The organism is Centipeda artemidis DSM 19719, assembly GCF_000426665.1.
GTDB lineage: Bacteria > Bacillota > Negativicutes > Selenomonadales > Selenomonadaceae > Centipeda > Centipeda artemidis.
This window is the reverse complement of the sequence record NZ_AUFU01000002.1, coordinates 134327-159845: the sequence shown is the minus strand read 5'-3', so window position 1 is coordinate 159845 and position 25519 is coordinate 134327. Positions and strand designations below refer to the sequence as shown.

Genomic DNA, 25519 nt, shown 5'->3' with positions numbered 1-25519 from the left:
TATGTTCAGTGAAGCAAGTGCAAAAGCAGGAATTACATATCCAAAAGGATTTCTCGCCGCAGGCGTGAAGGCGGGACTGAAAAAGAGCGGCAATCCCGACGTTGCGCTCATTTATACGGAAAAGGAAGCCGCCGTTGCCGGCACGTTTACAAAAAACGCGGTCGCTGCGGCGCCCGTCGGGGTTTCGAAAAAAGTTGTCGCAACGCATACGGCACACGCCATTATTGCCAATTCCGGCTGCGCCAACGCCTGCACGGGCGCACAGGGGGAGGCAGATGCCGCCGCCATGCAGCAGATCACAGCCGACGCACTCGGCTGTAAGGTGCAGGATGTCATTGTCGCCTCGACGGGCATCATCGGGAAGCTGCTCCCGATGGACAAGGTGGAGCAGGGGATTCACGCCGCCGCGCACGCGCTCTCGCCGACCGGCAGTCCCGACGCCGGAAACGCCATCCTCACAACCGACACCTATTCGAAGGCGGGGACGGCAAGCGTTACGATCGGTGGCACAGAGGTGCGGCTCGGCATCATCGCGAAGGGCTCGGGGATGATTCGCCCCGATATGGCGACGGTGCTCTGCTTCATTACGACGGACGCCGCTATCGCCCCCTTGCTCCTGCAGGAAGCCCTCTCAGAGGTCATGGAGCACAGTCTCAACATGATTTCGATTGACGGCGACATGAGTACGAACGACATGGCGATCATCCTTGCGAACGGAGCAGCGGGCAATCCGAAAATTGTGGAGAAAAATGCGGATTACGAGGCATTCAAGGGCAGTCTGCTTGCGCTCTGTCAGGGGATTTCGGAAAAGATCGCGGCGGACGGAGAGGGCGCGACGAAGTTCCTCACGATTCACGTTGTCGGGGCGCGCTCCTTTGCCGACGCAAAGACGGTCGGCATGAGCGTTGCGAACAGCCCGCTGGTCAAGACGGCGTTCTTCGGCGAGGATCCGAATTGGGGGCGCGTCATCTGCGCTGTCGGTTATGCGGGCGTGGCGATGGATCCGGAGCGCACGACGGTGAAGTTCGGCGGCATTCCCGTCTATGCGGGCGGCGTCGGCGTGCCGTATGACGCTGAGGCACTGCACGATGTGATGAGCGGACATGATATTGTGATTGAAATCGATTTGAACGACGGCGATGTCGAGGCAAAGGTGTGGACGTGTGATTTCTCCTACGAATATGTGAAGATCAACGGAGAATATCATACCTAAAGGAGGCGGCGTATGTTTTCCGATAAGGACAAGGCGGAGATTCTCGTCGACGCGCTTCCCTATATCCAAGAGTTCTACGGGACGACCGTCGTCGTTAAATACGGCGGCAACGCGATGATCGACGAGCGTCTGAAGGAAAATGTCATGCGCGATGTGGCGCTGATGAAATACGTCGGCATCCGCCCCATCCTCGTCCATGGCGGTGGTCCCGAGATCACAGACTTCCTCAGGAGAGTCGGCAAAGAGACGACGTTCGTCTCGGGGCTGCGCGTGACGGACGAGGAGACGGTGGAAATCGCCGAGATGGTGCTCGTCGGCAAGCTGAACTCCGAGATCGTGAGCCTGCTCAACCTGCGCGGCGTGCGTGCCGTCGGGCTCAGCGGAAAGGACGCGGGACTCATCCGTGCGCGCAGGAAACATGCCGTCGTCTATGAGGAGAGAACGGCGCGCTCGGTGGACATCGGCTTGGTCGGCGAGGTCACGGCGATCGATACCGAGATTATCATCGATCTTTTGAATCGCGGCTATGTTCCCGTCATTTCCCCCATCGGCATGGGGGAGCGCGGGGAGAGCTACAATATCAACGCGGACGATGTGGCTGCGGAGATTGCGGGCGCACTGCGCGCGGAGAAACTGCTGCTCCTCACGGATGTGGAGGGGGTCTATCGGGATGCTGCCGACCGGGACAGCCTCATTTCACAGCTGCATTTCGCACAGGCGCGGGAATATATCCGCAGCGGCGTCATCGCAGGCGGCATGATCCCGAAGGTGCAGGCGTGTCTGCGGGCGCTTGAGGCGGGGGCGCATAAGACGCACATCGTCGACGGACGTCTCGCGCATTCGATTATTTTGGAGATTTTCACGTCGCACGGCATCGGAACGATGGTGCTTCCGTAGGAGGGAGAACAATGAAGCAAACATATGAATCGGAGATTATAGAGAAGAACCAGGCAAGCTATCTCCCCGTGTTCAGCCGCTGCCCGATCGTGCTTGATCACGGCGAGGGCGCGTATGTCTGCGATGTGAAGGGGCGGCGTTACCTCGACGCGCTCGGCGGCATAGCCGTCAATGTACTCGGGCATAACGATCCGGCGCTCGTGGGTGCCGTCGCTGCACAGGCAGGGCGGCTCATCCATGTGTCCAACCTCTACTATACGGCGGCGCAGGCGGAGGCAGCGGATCGACTCTCCCGTCTTACGAACGGCGGCAAGGTGTTCTTCGGCAACTCCGGCGCAGAGGCGAACGAAGGCGCCATCAAGGCGGCGCGGAAATACGGGCACACGATTTCTGCGGACAAGGTGCAGATCGTCACGGCACGCTGCAGTTTCCACGGGCGCACACTCGCGACGCTGACGGCGACGGGACAGGAAAAGTTTCATAAAGGATTTGAACCGCTGCCGCAGGGATTCGACTATGTGGACTTTAACGATATTCATGCGTTGGAGAGTACCATCAGTGAGAAAACCGCCGCCGTCATGCTCGAGCCGATCCAAGGCGAGGGCGGTGTACGGATGCCTGCAGAGGGCTACCTGAAAAGCGTGCGGGAGCTCTGCGATGCGTACGGTGCGTTGCTTATCTTCGATGAGATTCAGACCGGCATCGGGCGTACGGGGACGTTCTATGCGTATGAGCAATACGGCGTAACGCCCGACATCGTGACGCTTGCCAAGGGACTTGCGGGCGGCGTTCCCATCGGTGCGTTCGTCGTGACGGAAAAGGTTGCGCAGGTGTTTCATCCGGGCGACCACGGGTCGACGTTCGGCGGCAATCCTCTCGCATGTGCGGCGGCGAACGTCGTTTTGGGCACGGTGGCGCAGGAGGCTTTTCTTTCACATGTGCGGGAGGTCGGCGCATACTTTAAGCAGGAACTCACGGCATTAAAGGAGAAATATTCAAATCATGTGCGCGACGTGCGCGGCATGGGGCTCATGCTCGGCATGGAGATGCACAGCGCCGACGCGGCGGCGGAGATCGTGCGCATGGCGCTCGCGCGCGGCGTGATCATGAACTGTACGGCGGGGAGCGTCCTCAGATTCGTCCCGCCGCTCATCTTTACGAAGCGCGACGCGGATGAAGTCGTGCGCGTTTTGGATGCGTGCATCCTTGACATTTGTCACCAAGGGGGACTATGATGAAGAGCGGCATGGATTTGATTTCTATTCATGATCTCAGTGTGGGTGATGTGGAGGAGATTCTCGCACTGGCAGCGGATCTCAAGGCGCGGCAAAAGGCGGGGATCCCGCATCCGCTGCTCGCGGGCAAGACGCTCGGCATGATCTTTGAAAAATCCTCGACGCGTACGCGCGTCTCGTTTGAGGTCGGCATGTACCAGCTCGGCGGCCGCGCGCTCTTTCTCAGCAGCAGAGATCTCCAGCTCGGGCGCGGCGAGCCGATCGCGGATACGGCGCGCGTCCTCTCTCGCTATCTCGACGGCATCATGATCCGCACCTATGGGCATGAGCGCATCGAAGAGCTCGCACGCTGGGCGGACGTGCCTGTCATCAACGCGCTCAGCGACCTCCTGCACCCCTGCCAGGCGCTGACCGACCTGCTTACGATTCGCGAGCACAAGGGGAGGCTCGCGGGGCTGAAGATGGCGTATGTCGGCGACGGGAACAATATGACGCATTCGCTGATGTATGCGGCGGCAAAGGTCGGGATGCACTTTGCGGCTGCGACGCCCGCGGGATACGAGCCGAACGAAAATGTTGTGCAGAACGCCCGCGCGGATGCCGCGGAGACGGGCGCATCCGTGACGCTGACCCATGACCCGAAGGAAGCCGTGAGGGATGCCGACGTCGTTGTGACGGACACATGGGCGAGCATGGGGCAGGAAGCGGAGCACGACGCGCGCACGGCGGTGTTCCGTCCGTATCAGGTGAATCGCGCGCTGCTCGCGGCGGCAGATCGGCGCGCTGTCGTGATGCACTGCCTGCCCGCCTATCGCGGTGAGGAGATTACGGCGGACGTGTTCGAGTCCTTTGCCGATGTGATTTTTGACGAGGCGGAGAACCGTCTCCATGTGCAAAAGGCAATCATGGCGCTCGTTATGGGCGGCTGATATATTTTTAAGGAGTTGTTTTTCATGGCAAAGCAGATTAAAAAAGTAGTTCTCGCGTATTCCGGCGGTCTGGACACCTCGGTCATCATCCCGTGGCTCAAAGAGCATTACAACGGCTGCGAGGTCATCGCCGTCTGCGCCGACATCGGGCAGGGGGAGGAGCTTGCGCCCGTACACGACAAGGCGCTCGCCTCCGGTGCGTCGAAGGTGCATATCGTCGATCTTACGCGGGAGTTCCTCGAGGAGTATGTGTGGCCGACGCTCAAGGCGGGTGCGGTCTACGAGGGAAAATATCTGCTTGGCACCTCGTTTGCACGTCCCGTGATCGCAAAGGCGCTCGTCGAGATCGCGAAAAAAGAGGGGGCGGATGCGATTGCTCACGGTGCGACGGGCAAGGGGAACGATCAGGTGCGTTTCGAGCTGACCGTCAAGGCGCTCGCGCCGAATCTTGAAATCATCGCGCCGTGGCGTGAATGGGATCTCGATTCGCGCACGGCGGAGATCGAATATGCGAAGAAGCACGGCATCCCCGTTGCGACCGAGAACAAGACCTACAGCATGGACCGCAATATTTGGCATCTCTCGCACGAAGGCTCCGACCTTGAGGATCCCGCCAACGAGCCGAAGAACAGCATGTTCCTCATCTCGTGCGCGCCGGAGGATGCGCCGGATGCGCCCGAGTACGTCAGCGTTTCGTTTGAGAAGGGCATCCCTGTCGCCGTGAACGGAGAAAAGCTCGGCGCGGTGGAGCTCCTGACGAAACTGAATGAAATCGGCGCGCGCAATGGTGTCGGCATCGTGGACATCTGCGAGAACCGTCTCGTTGGGATGAAGTCGCGCGGCGTCTATGAGAACCCGGGCGGATCAATTCTCTACTACGCGCATCGGGAACTCGAATACCTCTGTCTCGACCGTGCGACATTCCATTACAAGGAGAGCGTCGCCATCCGCTACGGCGAGCTTGTCTACGACGGCATGTGGTTCTGCCAGCTCCGCGAAGCGCTCGCGGCGTTCGTTGACAGCACGCAGGAGACCGTGACGGGCGAGGTGCGGCTCAAGCTCTACAAGGGCAACATCATCTCGGCGGGCGCAGCGTCGCCGTACTCGCTCTACAGCAAGGAATTTGTCACGTTCGAGCATGACGACGTATACAATCAAGCGGACGCGACGGGATTCATCAATCTCTTCGGACTCCCGCTCAAGGTGCGCGCGCTCATGCAGGAGGCGCAGGGCAAATGAGTGAAAAGCTCTGGGGCGGACGCTTTGCCAAGACGACGGACGAGATGATCAACGAATTTCAAGCGTCCATTGGCTTTGACCGCCGCATGTACCGCGAGGACATCGCGGGGTCTATCGCCCATGCCGCCATGCTCGCGCACGTCGGCATCATCTCCGCGGCGGATCGCGCGTCCATTGAAAAGGGGCTGCGTGACATTCTTGCGCAGATCGACGCGGGGACATTCGAGTTCAGCACGGCGCTCGAGGATATTCACATGAATATCGAGAAACGTCTCACGGACGCGATCGGCGACGCGGGCAGCCGTCTGCACACCGCGCGCAGCCGCAACGATCAGGTCGCGCTCGATACGCATATGTTTGTGCGCCGCTCGATCGTCGAGGTACTGGATCACATTCGGGAGCTGCAGGAAGCATTTGTGGAATCATCGGAGCGTCACCGTGAAGTCATTATGCCCGGCTATACGCATCTCCAGCGTGCGCAGCCGATTCTCTTTGCGCATCATCTCATGGCGTATTTTGGAATGCTTGCACGCGATTTTGAGCGATTCCAAGGCATCTATGCGCGAGCGGATATCATGCCGCTCGGTGCGGGGGCGCTCGCGGGGACGACGCTGCCGATCGATCGTGCGTTTGTCGCGAAAAAGCTGAACTTTGAGCGCATCTACGCCAACAGCATGGATGCCGTCAGCGACCGCGACTACATTCTCGAATTTCTCTCTGCGGCGTCCATCCTCATGGTGCATCTCTCGCGGCTCTCGGAGGAGATCATCCTGTGGTGCTCGCGCGAGTTCTCCTTTGTCGAGCTAGACGACGCGCACTGCACGGGATCGTCCATGATGCCGCAGAAGAAAAACCCCGACGTCTCTGAGCTCGTGCGCGGCAAGACGGGGCGCGTCGTCGGTCACCTCATGGCGACGCTCACCGCTGTCAAGGGACTGCCACTCGCCTACAACAAGGATCTGCAGGAGGACAAAGAGGGACTGTTCGACGCGATCGACACGGTGAAGTTCAGCCTCTCCGTCTATGCCCGGCTCATCCGCGGGATGAAGGTACGCGAGGACGTGATGCGGCGTGCGGTCGAAGAGGACTTCTCGAACGCAACTGATCTTGCCGATTATCTCGTGCGCAAGGGAGTGCCATTCCGGCAGGCGCACGCCATTTCCGGCAAAGCCGTCGCCCTCTGTATCGAGCGCGGTATTTGGCTCGGCGATATGGCGCTCGAGGACTATCGGATGCTCTCGCCGCTCTTTGACGAGGACATCTATGACGCGATCCGTCCCGAGACGTGCGTTGCGGGGCGCAATTCCTACGGCGGCACGTCCTACGAACAGGTGCGGATGCAGCTCGCGGCGGCCGGGGAACTCATTGCGTCGGAGAAGAGCGTGTGCACGTCTCTAGCAGAGAAGCAGCGGGTACTTTGATTCATCACTTTTTTATGATGAACTGCTCAATATACATGAAATATAATGACATACTAAGAGACGTCTAAAATGGCAAAAGTATGATGGAAGTATACGCGGAAAGGAGGATTTACCATGAAGAAATATGCATTTCTCGCCGCAGCGCTCGGACTGTCGCTGACGTCCGCAGCAATGGCGGCGCCGATCAATCACATCGGTACGCATCACACTGCCGTCGGCGTTGGGACGAAGGAAGCCTTCATTGAGCACAAGGCTACGGATGAGCTCACGATCGGCGTCTCGCGCAATGACCGTGACGAATACGGCAATCCGAAGGATGCCTACCTCCAGTACAATGTGCTTGACCAAAATATCCGCCTGATTGGCGGCTATCGCTGGAACATGAAGCAGTCGGGGGATAAGAACAACGCCTTTGCAGGTATCGGTCTCAGTACGCCGACCGTGCTCGGGTTCAACGCCTATGCGTCCTATGTGGCGGGCAAGGACTTCAACGAGGCGCAGGTCGGTCTCAACAAATCGCTGATTGCCAATCTAGACCTTAACGTGAACTATCACAACTTCAAGCCGGATCACGGCAGCCGTGAAAACGGCGTCGGTGTCGGCGTCACGATGCATTTTTAACATCGAAAAAGGTATTGATAAAAGGCATGTCCTCGCGCGGGACATGCCTTTTATAAATTTTATTTGCAAAGTTGGTATCATAATGGTAGAATAACGACTAAGTGAATGGATCGGATAATTTTATATGCCGCTCTCGGTATCGCTATGCGGTCGTCTCTTTTCGTAGCGATAGGGGCGCGGCTTTCTCCCATCTGTGGCGACAAATGGAGGAGATAATTACCTTGTCGCCGGTTTTTTCGTGCGGATGAATTCTGATTTCATGATCGATATTTGCAATCATAATATTTTTTCACATGGGATCAAGTGAACGGAAATCCCATAGTTTTTTTGGAGGTGCTTTTTTTGGCGTTAAATCATAGCGGCAATCGCGGGAAAGATGCGCAGAAGGTGCAGATCATACCGCTCGGCGGACTTGGCGAAATCGGAAAGAACATGACCGCCATCCGCGTGGACGACGAGATCATCGTCATCGACTCGGGACTCATGTTCCCAGAGGAGGACATGCTCGGCATCGACCTCGTCATCCCGGACATCACCTATCTGATCGAAAACAAGGACATGGTGAAGGCGATCGTCCTGACGCACGGACATGAGGATCATATCGGGGCGCTCCCGTATGTGATGAAGCAGATCCCCGTGCCGGTCTACGGCACGCGTCTGACGCTCGGTATTCTTGAGGGACGTCTTAAGGAAAACGGCGTCGATTCGAGCAATCTGCACTCTGTGATGGCGGGGGACATCATCAACATCGGATGTTTCAGCGTGGGCTTTATCCGTGTCAACCACTCCATTCCCGATGCGGTTGGGCTTTCCATCAAGACGCCGGTCGGCATGATCGTTCACACGGGCGACTTCAAACTGGACTATACGCCGGTGGACGGGCAGATGACCGATTTCCGCCGTTTCTCAGATCTTGGCAACAAAGGAGTGCTCCTTCTGCTCGCGGACAGCACGAACGCGGAGCGCGAGGGGCATACGCCGAGCGAGCGTACGGTTGGCGCGGCACTGGACAAGTCGTTCCACAATGTGCGCGGGCGCATCATCGTTGCGAGTTTCTCCTCGAATGTGCACCGCATTCAGCAGGTCATCGACACTGCCGTCAAGTACAAGCGGCGCGTCGCCGTGCTCGGGCGCAGTATGGAGAACGTGGTCGGCATTTCGCTCGAACTCGGCTATCTCACCGCGCCAGAGGGCACGATCATCAGCATCGACGAGGTTAATAATTTCCGCCCCGATCAGATCGTCGTCGTGACGACGGGCAGTCAGGGCGAACCGATGTCCGCGCTCTCGCGCATGTCGACCTCGGATCACCGCAAAATCACGATCGTCCCCGGCGATACGGTCATCATTTCGGCGACGCCGATTCCGGGCAATGAAAAGCTCGTTTCAAAGACAGTCGACAACCTCATGAAGCTCGGCGCGAACGTGATCTACGGGCGCGATAAGGGCATCCATGTATCGGGGCACGGCAGCCGCGAAGAGCTCAAGCTGATGCACAACCTCGTACGTCCGAAATTCTTCATGCCCGTGCACGGCGAGTACCATCATCTCGTACAGCACGCGGAGCTCGCGCGCGAGCTCGGCATGCCGAAGGAAAATATCTTCATCAGCGAGAACGGTCAGATCCTCGAGTTCACGAAGGAAAAGGGGCAGGTCGCCGGGCGCGTGCAGGCAGGCATGGTCATGGTGGACGGGCTCGGGGTCGGCGACGTGGGCAATATCGTTCTGCGCGACCGTCGTCAGCTCTCTCAGGACGGCATTCTCATCATCGTGGTGGCGATGGATCGCCAGTCGAACCGTGTCGTCTCGGGACCCGATATTGTCTCGCGCGGGTTCGTCTATGTGCGCGAGTCGGAAGCGCTGATGGATGAGGCACGCGCACGTGTACAGCAGGCGCTCGATCGCTGCGAGGACGAGAACGTCCGCGAATGGTCGGCCATCAAATCCAACGTGCGCGACGCGCTCAGCCGCTATCTTTTTGATAAGACGCGCCGCCGCCCGATGATTCTCCCCATCATCATCGAAGTGTAATCAATCGGAAAACCGTCTTGCGAGGAGGCGGTTTTTTATTTTGTCTGTATACGAGCGAGATTCCTATGATGTTTGGGCTTGCGTCTATGGACAAAAAGCGATAGAATCAGATAGGATCACATGAGGCTATTTGTTCTTGACCGAGGAGGAGTTTTATGACACCAACTGAGAAGAAAGAACTGCGGCTTTTCGCGGTAAACGTGCGCGAGGGCATCCTGCGCGGCACACATGCGGCAAAGAGCGGACATCCGGGCGGCTCGCTGTCGTCCACGGAGTATTTTACATATCTGTATAACAAGGAGCTGCGCATCGATCCGAAGAATCCGCAGGATCCCGCACGCGACCGCTTTGTCCTCTCCAAAGGGCACGTTGCGCCCGGGCTCTACGCGACGCTCGCCAATCGCGGGTTCTTTCCCGTGGAGGAACTACTGACGCTCCGACATATCGGGTCTCGCCTGCAGGGACATCCGAATATGAACCTCACGCCGGGCGTCGATATGTCCACGGGATCGCTCGGACAGGGCATCTCGGCGGCGGCGGGCATGGCAAAGGGCGCAAAGTATCTCGGTCGGGACATCAACGTCTACGCACTGCTCGGCGACGGCGAGCTGGCGGAGGGGCAGGTGTGGGAGGCGACGATGTTCTCCGCGCACTACAGACTCGACAATCTCTGCCTGACCGTTGACGTCAACGGGCTTCAAATCGACGGTGCGACGAAGGACGTCATGAATACAGCGCCGATTGATCAAAAGTTCGAAGCATTCGGCTGTCATGTGGTAACGATTGACGGGCATGATTATGACGCACTCGAGGGTGCGTTCCGCACGTTCCGGGAGAATCACGGCAGCGGGAAGCCAACCGTGATCCTCATGCGGACGGTGAAGGGCAAGGACATCTCCTTTATGGAGAACAATGCGGGATGGCACGGCAAAGCGCCGAACGACGAGGAGCTCGCTAAGGGACTGGAAGAACTCGCCGCAATTCGCAGACGCATCGAGGAGGAGGCATGACCATGGCGGACGTAAAGAAAATCGCAACGCGTGACAGCTACGGCAATGCACTCGTAGAACTCGGACAAAATCATAAGAACATCGTCGTGCTCGATGCCGATCTCGCGGGGGCGACGAAGAGTGGGACGTTCAAAAAAGCGTTTCCCGACCGGCATTTCAACTGCGGCATCGCAGAGTGCAACATGGTCGACGTCGGCGCGGGGCTTTCGACGATGGGGCTCGTCCCCTTCGTCTCCACATTTGCGATGTTCGCGGCGGGGCGTGCCTACGAGCAGGTGCGCAACACGATCGGTTATCCGCATCTGAACGTGAAGATATGCGCCACGCACGGCGGCATCTCGGTCGGCGAGGACGGCGCGTCGCATCAGTGCTGCGAGGATTTCGGACTCATGCGCACCATTCCGGGCATGACCGTCATGTGTCCTTCGGATGATGTCGAAGCGCGCAAGATGGTTCACGCGGCGTATGAAATGGAAGGACCCGTCTATATTCGCTTCGGACGCGCCGCAACGCCCGTCTATCACGACGAGTCGTTTACATTTACCGTCGGCAAGGGAGAGGTTTTGCAGGAGGGAACGGATGTCGCCCTCATCGCGACGGGCATTCTCGTCCCGGAGGCAATCGAAGCGGGGAAGCGGCTTGCAGAGACGGGCATCAAGGCGCGCGTCATCAATATGGCAACGATTAAGCCGCTCGACGAGGAACTCGTCGTTAAGGCGGCGCGCGAATGCAGTCGGATCATCACCGTCGAAGAGCACAACATCATCGGCGGTCTCGGCGAAGCAGTCTGCGCCGCAGTCGCCGAGCACTGTCCCGTCCCCGTGCACCGCATCGGCGTGAACGACGAATTTGGTCACTCGGGACCCGCTGCCGCGCTGCTTGAGCAGTTCGGACTCACCGCCGATCATATCGTGGAACAGACGCGGACGTTCTGCAAAAAGTAAGATAAAATCACTGCGGCGTCCTCATTGCCAGAATGGGGACGCCATTTTTGATTTGGGATCGCATATTTACACGTCGGTAGTAGATGTACACGGCGCGTCGGCGCGTGCGATATGTTTTTGCAGGATAAAAATAGACAATTTAAGGCGAATTGTTTATAATGGCATATAGGTATATGCTTATGAGTGCAAGAGGATTTTACATGAGGCGATATTCGCTGCTTGTTATGGTGTCCGTATTCCTCGTGCTCACGGCTGTCCTCGTGTCGGTGCATCTCTCGTCGCATTCGCGCGGTGCGGAGCGGCGGTCGATGCAGGAGATCACGGCGTACACGTCGCTGCCGACCGAGGCGGCGATGGCGCTCACTGAGGAGTACGAGACAGAACACAATATCAGGGTCAATTTCATTCAGATTCCGTCCGAAGAGATATTCAACCGTCTGAAAGAGCAGTCGGAGGGGACGGGGCACGGGAAGGCGTCGCTCGTGCTGGCGGAGCGGGAGGTTCTCGACCGTGCCGCGGCGGCAGGCTATCTTGTGCCGTATGCGTCGGAAAAGAGTGATCAGGTGCCGGCGTCCTTTCGCCATGAGAAAGGATACTGGACGGGGGTGTGGTATGATCCCATCGTCTTTGCGGTCAATCAAGACTATCTGCGGACGCATCTTGATTTGCCAAATTCATGGCAGATGCTGATGCAGCAGCGCGATATCCGCATCGGCACGACAGATTTTATGGCGGCGGATGCGGCGGCAAATCTTCTTTACAGTATGATCGCGGAGTACGGCGAGCAGCAGGCGTTTGACATGTGGCGCGGCATTCAGCCGAAGATCATGCAGTATTCGCGCTATCTGCACACGCCGGTACGTCAGGCGGGGATGGGGGAGGTCGATCTCTCCATCGCGGTACTGAGTGAGACGCTGCGCTATGTGCGGGACGACTATCCGATTCGCGTGCTCTATCCGACGGATGGGACGTGTGCCGTGGTATTCGGCACAGGCATCGCCTTTCGCGCGGCGGAGCGGGACGTGCATGAGGCGGAGCAGTTCGCGGACTGGCTGCTGACGGACGAGGCGCAGCGCGCGCTTGCCCGACATCGGTTCTATTTTTTAACGACGAATCCCGCGACGCTCGCGTATCAGACATTTGCGGGGAAAAATATTACAATATTTCAAAGTCGCCCTTATTTTACCAAAGAAGAGAAGGAGAAGCTCCTCGATCGCTGGGTAAAAAAGGTGCGGCTCAGCGGGGAATAAATATGGGGCGAAAGCCGGAGGAGTTTTGTCAGTGAAAGCAGGTTTCATCAGTCTCGGTTGTGCAAAGAACTTAGTGGATACGGAGGTTATGCTCGGCATCATGCGGGAGCACGGCATCGAACTCACGGCGGAACCGGCAGAGGCGGATATCCTGATCGTCAATACCTGCGCATTCATTCAGTCGGCGAAGGAAGAATCCATTACGACCGTGCTCGGGATGGCGGATTATAAGGAGACGGGGCGCTGCCGCAGTCTCATCGTGGCGGGATGCCTCGGTCAGCGCTACGGGCAGCAGCTCCTCGACGAGATCCCGGAGGCGAACGCCATCATCGGGACGGGGGCATGGAGCCGCATCATGGAGGTCGTCGAGGAGACGCTGAAGGGGCGCCGGCTCGTGATTGCGGGCGAGGACGATACCATCTACGATGCAAATACGCCGCGACTGCGGACAACGCCAAACTACACCGCCTATGTGAAAATCGCGGAGGGCTGCGATCACCGCTGTGCATTCTGTGCGATTCCGCTCATTCGCGGCGGGTTCCGCAGCCGCGCGATGGAGGACATCGTATCCGAGGCGCGTGAGCTGGCGGAGAGCGGTGTGCGTGAGCTTGTTCTCATTGCACAGGACAGCGCGAACTACGGGCTGGACATGTATCGGAAGCCGATGCTCGCAAGCCTCCTGCGGGAGCTCGCCAAGATTGAAAAAATATCCTGGATTCGCGTGCTCTACAGCTATCCGAAATATTTCAGCGACGAGCTCATCGAGGTCTTTGCCACGGAGCCGAAGGTCGTCAAATACGTTGATCTCCCGCTCCAGCACGCGCATGACGCGGTGCTGCGCTCGATGAACCGCCCCGATACGCGCGCGGGCATCGAGAGGCTCATCCAAAAACTGCGCGAGCGCATCCCGGGCGTGACGATTCGCTCGACGTTCATCGTCGGATTTCCCGGAGAAACAGACACGCATTATCAGGCGCTGCGCGATTTTGTCGAGGCACAGCGGTTCGATAAGCTCGGAATCTTTACCTACTCCGAGGAGGAGGACACGCCGGCATCGCTCATGCGTCAAAAGGTGTCCGAGGAGGTCATGCAGGAGCGTTATCACGATCTGATGAGCCTTCAGAGCAAGATTTCCGAGGAGATCAATATTTCACTTGAAAACAAGGAGATCGACGTCCTCATTGAGGGGCGCGACAGCGAGCAGCAGGGTATCGCCGTCGGGCGTTCCTATCGCGAGGCGCCCGAGGTGGACGGGCAGATTTACATCGAGGGCGACGTGGGGAGCTGCATCGGGGATATTGTCAGAGTGCGGCTGCTGCAAGGGTTTACCTACGATATTGTGGGAGAGAAGGTCGGCTGATGGCGGAGAACATTGTGGCGATTGCCGCCGAGATCGGCAGGCGGCTCGAGGAGAATGGTCTTACGATCTCCTGTGCCGAATCCTGCACAGGGGGACTGCTTACGAGTACGCTGACGGATGTGCCGGGCAGCTCCGCATATCTGACGGGTAGTGTCGTCTCCTATACGAACGAGGTGAAAGCGCGCATTCTAGGTGTGCCGGAGGAGAGCCTTGCCGCCTGCGGCGCGGTCTCCGAACCCGTGGCGCGCGCGATGGCAGAGGGCATACGTGCCCTGATGCGCACCGATCTCGGCGTCGGCATCACGGGCATCGCGGGTCCCGGCGGCGGGACGGCGGACAAGCCCGTCGGGCTCGTCTACATCGCCGTATCTTCAACGAGCGGCACAGAGGTCTCTGAGAACCGATTTTCGGGGACGCGCCTTGAAAATAAGCGTGCCTCTGTGGAAAAAGCGCTGCAGATGACTGCGGATATGATAAGGAGTATTTCATGAAAAAAAACACGAAACATATATTAGCGGCAGCCGGTATATCGCTGCTCATGTTTGGTACAGCACATGCCGAAAACACAGTTCCGTCGACAAAGCCAATGGAGGAAGCCGTCCAGGAACATTCGCAGACGGTTCTTCCGTATCTTTATGAAAGTAAGGCTTACTGCTACCGCATTATGTGCCCTAAAGCGCCTGTCGGAGTGATTCCTGCCTCAGTGCTGTATGAAGGGCGCAAGGGGGAGGTGCTGATTTTTGAAAACGAGGAATACAATATCAAGTATGCGTGGGTGGTTCTCGTGGATGCATTTTCCGCGGATGCACTGCCGGATCTGAACAGCATTGATCGGGAACAGGCAGAGACGCTTCTCAAGGGGATCATGGGCAGCAACGGCTACGAGGGCATCATGCTCGTCAATCTAACGGAGCGAAATAAGGCAATTTTTGCTATGACGGCGAAGGAAATCGAGATTGATGAGGACGGAGACGGTGTCGTCGATGCTGCGGCACACGCAGACACGCAGATGGCAGTATTGTTTTTCCGCGGTGCGAACGGGGAGCGGTACGGACTAGAGCTGATCGATAATCCGGAACTGCGCGCCGCATCGGTATCCGCGTTTGTAGAGGGGGCACGAACGCTCGCGGGAGCACAAAAATAAAAGAACTGTTAAGGATAGGGATGAAAGATAAAGGAGAAGATTCCAAATGAAGGGTTCGTCGAAGAAAACAATGATTACTGCAGCCGTGCTTATGGCACTCTCTTCCGGTACGGCATCGGCAGCCACATCAGGGACGGTGGATTCTCAGGAGCTGTTTCACTCGAACCGGCTTGTTACGGATCAGACCCGGCAGCCGAAGATGGAGGAGAATACGGCATCGGACAGCTATGAGGCATCGATCTCCGCACAGAAAAAATCAGCGGCGGCACCCGTACAAAAACAGACGTCGCACACGGCTCCGCAGCGTGCAGCACGTCTTCATTGGGATGACGTGGATACACGTATCGCAGCGCGCAGCAATACGCCTGCATTCACGCTCTCCGCGCAGAAAGCAAAGCCCGTCATCATCACGGCGGCGGACGTGAAGCGCGAGACGAAGCAGGCGGAAAAAGAGGGGCGTGCGCCGCAGCAGCTCGTCGGTCGGACGAATATGCAGGGAGAGGGTCTTCCTCACGTAGAGGTTGTGCCGGAGAACGAGCCGCCGCGTGTCATCCCTCCGCGTCCCGCAGTTCCGTCCGTACCACCGGAAGACATGCACCGGGAACCTGCACAGAATATACCTGTACCGCCGCCTCCGACGCAGGGATCGCAGATGCCGATAGATCTGCATCAGCCCGCAGCACAGATGCCGACACAGGCTGCTGTCTCCGTGCCGCAGCAGAGCATGTCTATGGCAGCTGTTGGAGGGGAAGAAGCGCTGCAGAAACCGGAACGCCCCCGCTATGCGCAGATGCCGCATGAGCAGTTTACACTGAACCCTCCTGCGGATGTGCCTGCACCACCGAAGAAACCGGAGCGGTTCGATAGTCTCGATACGCCATCCTCACAGGGACTGCGGAAGGAGGAACATTCGGTGCAAGCGGTTCCTGAGCGTTCCGTGCGTCCCGAAGGAGTTCCCGCACTGACACCGCGACCTCAGCAGATGCAGGATGATACACTCGCCGGAATTTCGGATGAAGTGCGCCGCCATATTCTTGCCGGCCAGCTCGCCATGGAAATTCAGTTAAAAAAAGATCCTACGGTTGAGGGAATGCGCGCACTCACACAGGTTTTACGTGATAATACGACGTTGACAAAACTGCAAAAAATTGACTTCTTGATTGGATTTGGTCGTGCGTTGCATCGCAGCAACCTGCCTCGCCAGCAGCAGTCACTTTTGATTAAGACGATTGCGGATTCGTTTTAATGCCGACACATTTTTAGAAAGTCGATCGAAAAGGGGGTGTTCTGGATGAAGCATTTTAATATTGCGGTGATCGCAGGCGACGGGATCGGACCGGAGGTCTTGGCAGAAGGCAAGAAAGTGTTCTCCGGCATTGCCGGGATGAGCGGTACGTTTACCGTCTCATTTGAGGATTTTCCATGGGGATGCGAATATTACCTCAGAACCGGAGAGATGATGCCGCCGGATGGACTCGATACGCTCCGTGCGTTCGATGCCGTCTATCTTGGTGCCGTCGGATACCCCGGCGTGCCGGATCACATATCGCTCGGCGACTTGCTCCTGCGCATTCGCCGAGGCTTTGATCAATATATCAACCTGCGCCCGGTAAAACTCCTCAAAGGAGCCCCCTGTCCACTTGCCGGCGCTCTGCCGGACGATATCGATATGATAGTCGTGCGGGAGAACAGTGAAGGCGAATACGCCAATGTCGGCGCGCATCTCTATCCGGGGACGGAGCGGGAAATGGCGCTCCAAACGGGGGTGTTCTCGCGCCACGGATGCGAACGCGTCATTCGCTATGCCTATGAGCTGGCGCGCCGGGAGAAGCGCTCTTTAACTTCTATATCGAAGGGGAACGCACTGCGTTACTCCATGGTCTTTTGGGATCGGATTTTTGCAGAGGTGGGCGAGGACTACCCAGATGTCGAGACACATACGCTTCTCGTCGATGCGGCGAGCATGTTCTTTGTCAAAGATCCAAAACGGTTTGAGATTGTCGTGACAAGCAACCTTTTCGGTGATATTCTGACAGATCTAGGAGCTGCGATTGCAGGCGGCATGGGGCTTGCCGCCGGTGCAAACCTCAATCCGGAGCGCAGGTTCCCGTCGATGTTCGAGCCGATTCACGGCAGTGCGCCGGATATCGCGGGGCGTGGGCTTGCAAATCCTCTGGCGTCGATTTGGTCGGTGAGTCAAATGCTGGACTTTCTCAGCGAACCTCTTTGGGGCGCGCGGATTCTATCCGCCATTGAGACACTGCTCATAGAACGGCGGACGCTCACGCCTGATCTTGGCGGTACGGCGCAGACGTCGGAGATCGGCGACGCCGTATTGGAAATTTTGGCACGGACGTAACTTTTTAGGATATATGGGCGCGGGGCAGAAAGCACCTCGCGCTTTATTTACAGCGGAAGCTAGGAGCAATGTACATGACGAGACAGCCGATACGAAAAGCAGTGATTCCCGCCGCAGGATATGGCACGCGATTTCTCCCCGCGACTAAGGCGACACCGAAAGAGATGCTCCCCATCGTGGACAAGCCGACCATCCAGTATATTGTCGAGGAAGCGCTCTCGAGCGGTATTGAGGACATTCTCATCATCAGCGGACACGGGAAGCGCGCCATTGAGGATCATTTCGACGCGGCACCGGCGCTGGAACATGAACTGGAGCGCAAGGGAAAGCAGGAACTCTTGGATCTCGTACGAGAGACGACGGATGTGAACGTGCATTATGTACGCCAAAAATATATGCGAGGGCTCGGCGATGCGATCCTGTGTGCAAAGAGCTTTGTAGGGAATGAACCGTTTGCAGTTCTGCTTGGCGACGACGTGGTCTATCATCCGCAGCGCTCGGCGCTGCGCCAACTCATGGACGTCTACGAGGAGACAGGCGGCTCGGTACTTGGCTGTCAGGTTGTCGCGGACGAGCAGGTATCGTCCTATGGCATCGTTGCGGGCAAGAACCTGGGGAATACGCGTTTGATGCGCGTTCACGATATGGTGGAAAAACCTGCGCTCGAAGAAGCGCCAAGCCGCATGGCGGTGCTCGGCAGGTATATCATATGCCCGGGGATCTTTGAGATCCTAGGCAATACGACACCGGGCAAGGGCGGGGAGATCCAGCTCACGGATGCGCTCAAGGTCTTGGCACAGCGTGAAGCGGTCTATGCGTATGATTTTGAGGGACAGCGTTACGACTTGGGGGATAAACTCGGATTTTTACAGGCGACAGTAGAGTTTGCTCTGCGACGCGCGGATCTTGGGGCACCATTCCGCGACTATCTCAAAGCACTTGTGCCGACACTCTAAATAATGTGAGGCGACCTCTGTGCAGAAGGAAAATCAAGCGAATCTTGCGCTTGCCGTCAGCGTGATCGGCGCCGCGTCCACGATGGGCGGCGGCGGTATTCTCATGAGTACGCTGCATCACGGATTTCTCGCCGCGACGATCGGGGGGCTTGCCGATTGGTTTGCCATCAAGGCGATTTTCGGGCGTCCGCTCGGCATATCGCATCGGACGGATATCCTGCGGCGCAACCGGGCGCGCATTATGGAGTCCCTCGTATCGTTCTCGTCGAGTGATCTCCTTAGCCGCGATAACATCATGCAGGTTGTATCAGAGGAGAATATCGGCGCGCTCCTCGTAGAGTACTTAGAGCATCGCGGGGGGCGCGAACGGCTCGTTGATGCGGCGGTCGACATATTGCATCATATCACGGCGGGAGTGGACAGTGAGAACGCCGCGCGGGAGCTGACCCCCTATATCATACAGGCGCTGCGGAGCCTGCCTCTCGAGGATAGTCTCGCACAGCTGCTCTCCGTTCTTGCGGAGCATCCCCATGCGGATCGCATCTTTAACGTATTCGTTCGCATGGGGCGCCGCATCATACGGACGGATGCCTTTCAGGAACTGCTGCATGAGAACGTTGCCTCCATGCGTGCGGAGTATGAGGGGGACGGTATGATACGCGCCTTTGTCCTGTCGTTTTTCGACGATGCAATGATTGTCGAAGGATTGACCGACTACCTCGACGAGATGCTCGAGAGCGCGCTCGAAGCGGAGCATTGGCGCCATATCGACGGCGTGGCGGCGCTTGGCGCGTTTGTCACCGCCGTTCGGAGCGATCCTGCGCTGCGTGATATACTGTATCAATATAAGATGCATCTTGCCGAACATATTGACATCGCGTCAATGATTGTCGACTTTATCGAAACGCGGGTCAAAGGCGCACGTCCGTTCTGGGTTCCTTACCTCAAGCAGCTCCTCAATGAAAAATTAGATACCTTCGTACACTCCGCCGCGTGGCAGAGCCGCGCGGATCGCTTCGTGAAGGGGCTGATCGCCGCGGAGATCGACAAGCATCACGATCTCGTCGCAGTATTTGTGCGCGAATATCTGAGCAAAAAAAGTGACGACGAGCTGATCGCGTTCATCGAACGAAAGGTGCGCGGCGATCTCCAGATGATCCGTGTCAACGGTGCCGTCGTCGGCGCTATTGTCGGCATGGGGCTCTCTCTGTGCGTGACCCTCGCGGAAAGGATGTGGGGACTATGATGCGCTCTCTGAACACTGCGGACAGGGCGCTGCTCCTCTCCTTCCTCTGTTTCCTCATTTCGCTCTATTTGCATCTTTCCTATCCCGGCGCCGTATGGGCGGGCGGTTTGCTCGCCGTCAGCGAGGCGGCGCTCGTCGGCGGGGCGGCGGACTGGTTCGCCGTGACCGCACTTTTTAAGAAGCCGCTCGGATTCCCGTACCACACGGCGCTGCTCCCGCGCCGCCGTGCGGGATTCATTCACGCGATTGTCGTGATGGTACAGAAGGAATTTTTCTCACGGCGCAAAATCTTCCGCCATATTGAAAAAATTCATCTCGTCCCGATGATGCAGGCATACCTCCGGCGTCCCGAGACAGAAGAAGGGCTGACGAATACTGTCATGCATTTCCTCCGTGCATCCTTCCTGCGCGGGCACAATACGAAGATGATTTCCTATTTGTCCGGACGTATTAAAAATCTCGTTTTGCAGGAGAATATCGCCGCACTGATCGATCGGATCGTCGACACCTCCCAAAAAAATGCATGGGATCGCAGCGGTCTTGTAAAACTTGCTGTCCTGCTCAAAAAAGAAGCGCTCACCGAGGAGATGTGGCATTCGATTCGAGATGCGCTGGAACGTATGGAGCACGAAAAATTAGGGGATGGATTTCTCTCGCGTCTCCTCGAGTTGACGAATACCGTCAATTTGGAAGAGGGCGCCTCCCTCATTCAACGCCATATCTGCACGGCGCTCGACGAGATCGCGGCAGACGGCTCGCCATTGCAGAAGAAGGCGCTGTCGCTTTGCAGAGCATGTCTTTTGGATCTGCGCAGGGACGAGGAGATCCTTTCTCTTGCACGCGAACTGCAAGTGCGCATCGCGGATGAACTGCCCATAGAGGAGACTCTGAAACGTCTCTTTGATCAGATGCGCAGACATTTCGAAGAGGATCGTGCACGGCATGTGGACGCCGTTGAAGAGCATATGCCCGAACTCTATACACATCTGCGCAGCAGCATCCGGGTGGAATATCGGCACATGCTTTCCCTCATCGAGCAGAGCCCCGATCTGCAAAAGATCGTCACAAAGGTTTTGTACGACCTGCTCGCGCGCTCCGCGCTCCATGCGCAGACGCTCGTCGGCGTCATCGTTGAGAATGTGCTCGCACGGCTGACGGACGATGAGCTCAATCGGCTCGTCTACGATAAGGTCGAGCAGGATTTCCTGTGGATTCGCGTGAACGGCTCGCTCGTCGGCGGATGCATCGGTGGGATTCTCTTTATCGTTTCCTATTTTTCCGGATAAAAAATTGGCTGCATGGAAGTTTTTCCATGCAGCCAATTTTACATGCACCGTATTAGATAAAATACATCAGGCTGTCGTCCGTTTCCTCATGGTTCAGTGCGGTGAGAAGATCCTCGAGACTGATGCCGCGCAGTGTCTCAAGGATACTTCGATCGAGTTCGTCAAAGACGCAGCGCGAGAGCATACGGTTGAGCGCGTCCATTTTATCCGTCGCGGGACCCGCTTTTTCAATCAGCGAGATCTCGATGGAGGAGAGCACATCGTACGCGTTGATCTCGCGCGGATGGCGTGAGAGCTGATAGCCGCCCTGCGAGCCCTTGATGGAATTGACGAGCCGGCTGCGCTTGAGGAGCGAGAATACCTGCTCGAGATATATCTTCGAGATGCCGAGATGTTCGGAGATGCTGATGATGGTGATGGGGGAGGAGGCATCGTAATTGCGGGCAAGAAAAACCATCGCGGCAATGCCATACCGTCCCTTCGCGGAAATTTTCATGACGTGAGCCTCTTTTCATAAAACCTATTTTTTATATATACATAATAGGTTAATATGGAGAAAATGTCAATAAAAAATCCCGTCTTCTTTTCCGGAAGAGGGGATTTTTATATTGCTTTGTGTTCGTGCACTTAACGCTTCGAGAACTGCGAAGCCTTGCGCGCTTTCTTGAGACCGTACTTGCGGCGTTCCTTCTCGCGCGGGTCACGCGTGACGAAGCCCGCCTTCTTCAGTGCCGGGCGAAGCTCCGCGTCCATCTCGATGAGGGCGCGCGTGATGCCGTGGCGGATCGCGCCTGCCTGACCGGATGCGCCGCCGCCTGCAACATTGGCAATGACGTCATATTTATCAACCGTCTCCGTCAGGTTCAGCGGCTGACGAACGATCAGCTCGAGAGTCTTAAGACCAAAGTATTCGGACATATCGCGACCGTTGATCGTCACCTTGCCGTCGCCTGGGACGAGGCGAACGCGGGCGACAGAGGTCTTGCGGCGTCCCGTGCCGTAGTAAGTAACTTGTGCCATTGAACAGATTCCTCCTTTTTACGAAACTCAGCGAATGTCAAACGACAGCGGTTCCGGCTTCTGCGCCGCATGGGGATGCTCTGCGCCGACATATACGTTCAGCTTGCGGAACATCTGCGCGCCGAGGCTGTTCTTCGGCAGCATACCCTTAACGGCATGTTCAATGACGCGGGTAGGGAATCGTTGGAGCATCTGACCGGCAGTCGTGAACGTCGTGCCGCCCTGATAGCCGGAGTGACGGAAATAGGTCTTGTCCGTCAGCTTCTTTCCCGTGAACTTTACTTTTTCAGCATTGATAACAATGACATAATCACCGGTGTCGACATGCGGCGTGTAAATGGGCTTATTCTTACCGCGAAGAATCTTCGCGATCTCCGCTGCAAGGCGTCCGACCGTCTGATTCTCGGCGTCTACAACATACCACTTGCGCTCAACATCGGAAGCTTTTGCCATAACCGTGGTTTTCACGTAATTCCCCCCTAGAGAGATAAGAGTTTTTTATGTGTTGATGCGATATACACTCACGACTCCGGGGCTAATGGATACATGAAAAATATCACACGTTGCTATTCTATGAAATTTCATCCGGATTGTCAAGGTTTGTTAAGAAATTTTGTCCATTGCGCGCTTTACTTTCTCGGCGACACCGTGCATCTTATCCTTTGGCACGGAGCATGCCGCGATGCGCACGCCCATTTTGAGGGGCACGGCGAAGATGAGATCTTCGTGGAGGCGGTCGCAGACCGCCTGCGGATCGTCCGTGGGAACGGCGAGGAAGAAGCCGCCCTTGTAGGGCAGTGCGGGGAGTCCGCACGCCGCCGCTTCTTGCATGAAGATGTCGCCGCGTTCCTGTACGAGCCGATAAAGCGCGTCGCGCTCCCCCTCATATGCGGCATAGGCGGCTTTGTCCTGCTCGATGCGCGTGAGGAGCGTCATAGCGCCGCGGTTGATGTTCGACCACGTTGCGCGCGCGGAGTATTTCGTGATTTCGCTGAACTCTGCGATCACGGATTGATTCGACGAGAGGGCGATGAGTGCGCCGCAGCGCTGCCCGTAGAACGTGTATGCCTTGGACATGGAGAATGCAAAGAGGACGAGGATGTTCTCGGGAAGCCCCGCGAATTTCTGCATGAATGCGCGTGTTGCGACTTTTTCGCCGGCAAAGTCGATGTAGGCGATGTCGACGAGCAACTCAATCTTTTTCCCTGCCGCCGCATATTTCTTTACAACGTCCAAGACGTGATCCCAATCGGATGCCGAGAGACTGTATCCCGTCGGATTATGCGCGGGCGTGTTGAGGATGATGAGCAGACTGTCCTGTACGCGCAGAAGTTCGTCGACCGACGCGGCGAACGCTTCGTGATTGAAATTGTTCTGCGCGTCGAACAACGTAAAATTCGTGATGGAACAGCCGAGTTCTTGACAGATCACGCCGTAAGTGCCCCAGAACCAATCGGAGGTCAGCACCTTGTCGCCCTTTTCCACATAGTTCGCGACCGCGAGACGCAGTGCCCCCGTGCCGCCGGCGGATGCGATCGCACCGAGGTATCCGTCCGGGCGATTGCCGGCAAAGGTGATGTCGATGACCGCATCGAGATATGCGGGCAGTCCTGCGATCGGGGCGTAGGCGATATAGTCCTCGATGGGGAGGGCGCGGAAAATGCGCTCCACGGTCGGCAGATGCGCCAGTTTCCCCGCGTCGTCCATGACGGCGCCGATCGTGGCGTTCGTCACACGATCCGCGCCATACTTTTCACTAGCGGCACGACATGCCGCGCTCGCGCCGAAAATCGCGTCCTTTAATTGCTTTCCGGCTGCATGGGATGCCGCCATCTGAAATGCCATGTTAAATACACTCTCCTTCATTATACTGCGTCGCATGAATCATAGCGCGTTATTGGGGCGATGTCCACGGCGCACGGGAGTGTATACAAGTATTCAACGCCGCCGGTCGGTATATCCTGCGCGTACATCAATGCGCGTCGGGGAAGAACTCGTCGTGAATCACATTGACGGCTTCCTTCACGCTGCCGCCCTTGATGAGACAGGAGATGCTGATCTCAGAGGTGCTGATGATCTCGATGTTGATTTTCGTGCGCGAGAGTGCGCCGAACATGCGCGCGGCGATCCCGGGACTGCCGAGCATCCCCGCGCCGACGATGGAGACTTTTGCCACGTCGTTGTCGATGAGCACGGAGGACGCGTTGATTTTATCCGCGATGCGTTCGACGACCTGTTTTGCCTCCGGCGCGTCGATGGAGGCGACGGTGAAGATCATATCGGTGATGTTGGACTCGGCGCTGCGCAGGCTCTGCACGATCATATCGACGTCGATGTTCGCGTCCGCCAGCGCTGAGAAAATCTCGTGCGCGACGCCCGGGACGTTGGCAACGCCGAGGACGGCGACCTTCGAAACGTGCTCGTCATGCGTCACACCGCGAATGATAAAGGACTTCTCTTCCACTGTATATTCCTCCCTAATGATCGTACCGGGGTCTGTCGTAAATGTCGAACGGACATGGATGGGGATCTTGTAGAGCTGTCCCATCTCCACGGAGCGCGGCTGCATGACGCCCGCGCCGAGACGCGCCATCTCGAGCATCTCGTTGTATGTGATCTCGCGCATACGGCGCGCGCCCCGCGCGATGCGCGGATCGGCGGAGTAGATTCCGTCGACGTCCGTGTAGATCTCGCAGGTATCGGCGCCGATCGCTCCCGCAATCGCAACGGCGGAGGTGTCGGAGCCGCCGCGCCCGAGCGTCACGGGATTGCCTGCGGGATCGGTTCCTTGGAATCCAGCGATGACGACGATATTTCCTTTGCCGAGTTCCTCATGGACGCGCGCCGGCTCGATCCCGATGATGCGCCCCTTTGTGTGCGCGCTGTCCGTTTTCATCCCTGCCATCGCACCCGTGAGCGAGATGGCGGGCTGTCCCATGGAGCGAAATGCCATCGTGAGCAACGCGATAGAGACCTGCTCGCCCGTCGTCATGAGCATGTCCATTTCGCGCGCGTATTGATACGGCGTATCCGCGACCTGCTCCGCCAGCGCGATCAGATCGTCCGTCGTATCGCCCATCGCCGAGACCACCATGACAATCCGATCGTCGGGGGCTTTTTCGCTGAGGATGCGCTTTGCGACGTTCTTTATCTTCTCGGGCGTCGCAACCGAACTTCCGCCAAATTTCTTTACAATAAGTGCCATATCGCGTCCCCCTAAGGATCATAATTTTTATGATGAATTGATGAACGCATTATACAAGAAATTAGCGGTTGTGTCTATAAGCCTTTTATATCAAGGGCTGATGCGCCGCAGTTTGTTGCATTGATTCGGATACATAATTTTTCTCCGCTGGCA

24 protein-coding genes are annotated in these 25519 nt (G+C 57.2%); 19 read left to right on the top strand and 5 right to left on the bottom strand.

Annotated features, from left to right (window positions below; genetic code table 11):
• Position 1 precedes the first annotated feature (1 nt).
• The 19 genes from argJ (at position 2) to K341_RS0103330 (ending at position 21141) form a co-directional block, all read left to right on the top strand.
• Positions 2–1213, top strand: a complete 1212-nt coding sequence (gene argJ / locus K341_RS0103420) for a bifunctional glutamate N-acetyltransferase/amino-acid acetyltransferase ArgJ (RefSeq protein ID WP_026761863.1) — start codon at positions 2–4, stop codon at positions 1211–1213.
• 12 nt (positions 1214–1225) lie between these two features.
• Entirely contained in the window at positions 1226–2110 is an 885-nt protein-coding gene (gene argB / locus K341_RS0103415; RefSeq protein WP_026761862.1) for an acetylglutamate kinase, read from the top strand.
• An 11-nt stretch (positions 2111–2121) separates the two neighbouring features.
• The gene (locus K341_RS0103410; RefSeq protein ID WP_026761861.1) at positions 2122–3345 is read left to right on the top strand and encodes an acetylornithine transaminase; all 1224 of its coding nucleotides are present in this window, start codon (positions 2122–2124) and stop codon (positions 3343–3345) included.
• Positions 3345–4274, top strand: a complete 930-nt coding sequence (gene argF / locus K341_RS0103405) for an ornithine carbamoyltransferase (RefSeq protein ID WP_026761860.1) — start codon at positions 3345–3347, stop codon at positions 4272–4274. The genes K341_RS0103410 and argF overlap by 1 nt, the downstream gene beginning before the upstream one ends.
• 24 nt (positions 4275–4298) lie before the next feature.
• The gene (locus K341_RS0103400; protein ID WP_009348648.1) at positions 4299–5513 is read left to right on the top strand and encodes an argininosuccinate synthase; all 1215 of its coding nucleotides are present in this window, start codon (positions 4299–4301) and stop codon (positions 5511–5513) included.
• Positions 5510–6934, top strand: coding sequence for an argininosuccinate lyase (argH, locus tag K341_RS0103395; RefSeq protein ID WP_026761859.1), 1425 nt, complete (start codon positions 5510–5512; stop codon positions 6932–6934). The genes K341_RS0103400 and argH overlap by 4 nt, the downstream gene beginning before the upstream one ends.
• Positions 6935–7048: 114 nt before the next feature.
• Entirely contained in the window at positions 7049–7555 is a 507-nt protein-coding gene (locus tag K341_RS0103390; RefSeq protein ID WP_009348652.1) for a hypothetical protein, read from the top strand.
• 342 nt (positions 7556–7897) lie between these two features.
• Entirely contained in the window at positions 7898–9586 is a 1689-nt protein-coding gene (locus K341_RS0103385) for a ribonuclease J (protein WP_009657551.1), read from the top strand.
• Positions 9587–9741: 155 nt separating this feature from the next.
• On the top strand, positions 9742–10596 hold the full coding sequence (locus tag K341_RS0103380; protein WP_026761858.1) for a transketolase: 855 nt from the start codon (positions 9742–9744) through the stop codon (positions 10594–10596).
• Between the two features lie 2 nt (positions 10597–10598).
• Entirely contained in the window at positions 10599–11540 is a 942-nt protein-coding gene (locus K341_RS0103375) for a transketolase family protein (RefSeq protein ID WP_026761857.1), read from the top strand.
• A gap of 200 nt (positions 11541–11740) precedes the next feature.
• Positions 11741–12790: an ABC transporter substrate-binding protein gene (locus K341_RS0103370; RefSeq protein ID WP_026761856.1), complete on the top strand. Its 1050-nt coding sequence runs from the start codon at positions 11741–11743 to the stop codon at positions 12788–12790.
• Positions 12791–12821: 31 nt separating this feature from the next.
• Positions 12822–14150, top strand: coding sequence for a 30S ribosomal protein S12 methylthiotransferase RimO (rimO, locus tag K341_RS0103365; RefSeq protein ID WP_026761855.1), 1329 nt, complete (start codon positions 12822–12824; stop codon positions 14148–14150).
• Positions 14150–14641, top strand: coding sequence for a CinA family protein (locus K341_RS0103360; RefSeq protein ID WP_026761854.1), 492 nt, complete (start codon positions 14150–14152; stop codon positions 14639–14641). Before rimO ends, K341_RS0103360 begins: the two co-directional genes overlap by 1 nt.
• Complete coding sequence (locus tag K341_RS0103355; RefSeq protein ID WP_026761853.1) at positions 14638–15294, top strand: hypothetical protein; 657 nt, start codon at positions 14638–14640, stop codon at positions 15292–15294. The genes K341_RS0103360 and K341_RS0103355 overlap by 4 nt, the downstream gene beginning before the upstream one ends.
• Positions 15295–15340: 46 nt before the next feature.
• Entirely contained in the window at positions 15341–16540 is a 1200-nt protein-coding gene (locus K341_RS0103350) for a hypothetical protein (RefSeq protein WP_026761852.1), read from the top strand.
• A gap of 45 nt (positions 16541–16585) precedes the next feature.
• Positions 16586–17653, top strand: a complete 1068-nt coding sequence (locus K341_RS0103345) for a tartrate dehydrogenase (RefSeq protein WP_026761851.1) — start codon at positions 16586–16588, stop codon at positions 17651–17653.
• Between the two features lie 74 nt (positions 17654–17727).
• Positions 17728–18609: a UTP--glucose-1-phosphate uridylyltransferase GalU gene (gene galU, locus K341_RS0103340; RefSeq protein ID WP_026761850.1), complete on the top strand. Its 882-nt coding sequence runs from the start codon at positions 17728–17730 to the stop codon at positions 18607–18609.
• 19 nt (positions 18610–18628) lie between these two features.
• Positions 18629–19855, top strand: coding sequence for a DUF445 domain-containing protein (locus tag K341_RS0103335; protein WP_026761849.1), 1227 nt, complete (start codon positions 18629–18631; stop codon positions 19853–19855).
• On the top strand, positions 19852–21141 hold the full coding sequence (locus K341_RS0103330) for a DUF445 family protein (protein ID WP_026761848.1): 1290 nt from the start codon (positions 19852–19854) through the stop codon (positions 21139–21141). Before K341_RS0103335 ends, K341_RS0103330 begins: the two co-directional genes overlap by 4 nt.
• 52 nt (positions 21142–21193) lie before the next feature.
• On the opposite strand, the gene K341_RS0103325 is transcribed toward K341_RS0103330, so the two are convergent.
• From K341_RS0103325 to K341_RS0103305, 5 genes are all read right to left on the bottom strand, one after another.
• Entirely contained in the window at positions 21194–21637 is a 444-nt protein-coding gene (locus K341_RS0103325; protein ID WP_009348670.1) for an RrF2 family transcriptional regulator, read from the bottom strand.
• Between the two features lie 131 nt (positions 21638–21768).
• A complete protein-coding gene (gene rpsI / locus K341_RS0103320; RefSeq protein WP_009348672.1) occupies positions 21769–22161 on the bottom strand; it encodes a 30S ribosomal protein S9 in 393 nt (130 codons plus the stop codon).
• Positions 22162–22188: 27 nt separating this feature from the next.
• Positions 22189–22614 (bottom strand): 50S ribosomal protein L13, encoded by a 426-nt coding sequence (rplM, locus tag K341_RS0103315; protein ID WP_009348673.1) that lies wholly within the window; start codon positions 22612–22614, stop codon positions 22189–22191.
• Positions 22615–22764: 150 nt separating this feature from the next.
• Entirely contained in the window at positions 22765–24006 is a 1242-nt protein-coding gene (locus K341_RS0103310; RefSeq protein WP_026761847.1) for an aminotransferase class I/II-fold pyridoxal phosphate-dependent enzyme, read from the bottom strand.
• Positions 24007–24133: 127 nt separating this feature from the next.
• Positions 24134–25366, bottom strand: coding sequence for an aspartate kinase (locus K341_RS0103305; RefSeq protein WP_026761846.1), 1233 nt, complete (start codon positions 25364–25366; stop codon positions 24134–24136).
• Positions 25367–25519 lie beyond the last annotated feature (153 nt).

Coding starts and splice junctions, on each gene's coding strand:
- argJ (WP_026761863.1), top strand. CDS start 2: ATGTTCAGTGAAGCAAGTGCAAAAGCAGGAATTACATATCCAAAAGGA.
- argB (WP_026761862.1), top strand. CDS start 1,226: ATGTTTTCCGATAAGGACAAGGCGGAGATTCTCGTCGACGCGCTTCCC.
- K341_RS0103410 (WP_026761861.1), top strand. CDS start 2,122: ATGAAGCAAACATATGAATCGGAGATTATAGAGAAGAACCAGGCAAGC.
- argF (WP_026761860.1), top strand. CDS start 3,345: ATGAAGAGCGGCATGGATTTGATTTCTATTCATGATCTCAGTGTGGGT.
- K341_RS0103400 (WP_009348648.1), top strand. CDS start 4,299: ATGGCAAAGCAGATTAAAAAAGTAGTTCTCGCGTATTCCGGCGGTCTG.
- argH (WP_026761859.1), top strand. CDS start 5,510: ATGAGTGAAAAGCTCTGGGGCGGACGCTTTGCCAAGACGACGGACGAG.
- K341_RS0103390 (WP_009348652.1), top strand. CDS start 7,049: ATGAAGAAATATGCATTTCTCGCCGCAGCGCTCGGACTGTCGCTGACG.
- K341_RS0103380 (WP_026761858.1), top strand. CDS start 9,742: ATGACACCAACTGAGAAGAAAGAACTGCGGCTTTTCGCGGTAAACGTG.
- K341_RS0103375 (WP_026761857.1), top strand. CDS start 10,599: ATGGCGGACGTAAAGAAAATCGCAACGCGTGACAGCTACGGCAATGCA.
- K341_RS0103370 (WP_026761856.1), top strand. CDS start 11,741: ATGAGGCGATATTCGCTGCTTGTTATGGTGTCCGTATTCCTCGTGCTC.
- K341_RS0103360 (WP_026761854.1), top strand. CDS start 14,150: ATGGCGGAGAACATTGTGGCGATTGCCGCCGAGATCGGCAGGCGGCTC.
- K341_RS0103355 (WP_026761853.1), top strand. CDS start 14,638: ATGAAAAAAAACACGAAACATATATTAGCGGCAGCCGGTATATCGCTG.
- K341_RS0103350 (WP_026761852.1), top strand. CDS start 15,341: ATGAAGGGTTCGTCGAAGAAAACAATGATTACTGCAGCCGTGCTTATG.
- K341_RS0103345 (WP_026761851.1), top strand. CDS start 16,586: ATGAAGCATTTTAATATTGCGGTGATCGCAGGCGACGGGATCGGACCG.
- galU (WP_026761850.1), top strand. CDS start 17,728: ATGACGAGACAGCCGATACGAAAAGCAGTGATTCCCGCCGCAGGATAT.
- K341_RS0103330 (WP_026761848.1), top strand. CDS start 19,852: ATGATGCGCTCTCTGAACACTGCGGACAGGGCGCTGCTCCTCTCCTTC.
- K341_RS0103325 (WP_009348670.1), bottom strand. CDS start 21,637: ATGAAAATTTCCGCGAAGGGACGGTATGGCATTGCCGCGATGGTTTTT.
- rpsI (WP_009348672.1), bottom strand. CDS start 22,161: ATGGCACAAGTTACTTACTACGGCACGGGACGCCGCAAGACCTCTGTC.
- rplM (WP_009348673.1), bottom strand. CDS start 22,614: ATGGCAAAAGCTTCCGATGTTGAGCGCAAGTGGTATGTTGTAGACGCC.
- K341_RS0103310 (WP_026761847.1), bottom strand. CDS start 24,006: ATGGCATTTCAGATGGCGGCATCCCATGCAGCCGGAAAGCAATTAAAG.
- K341_RS0103305 (WP_026761846.1), bottom strand. CDS start 25,366: ATGGCACTTATTGTAAAGAAATTTGGCGGAAGTTCGGTTGCGACGCCC.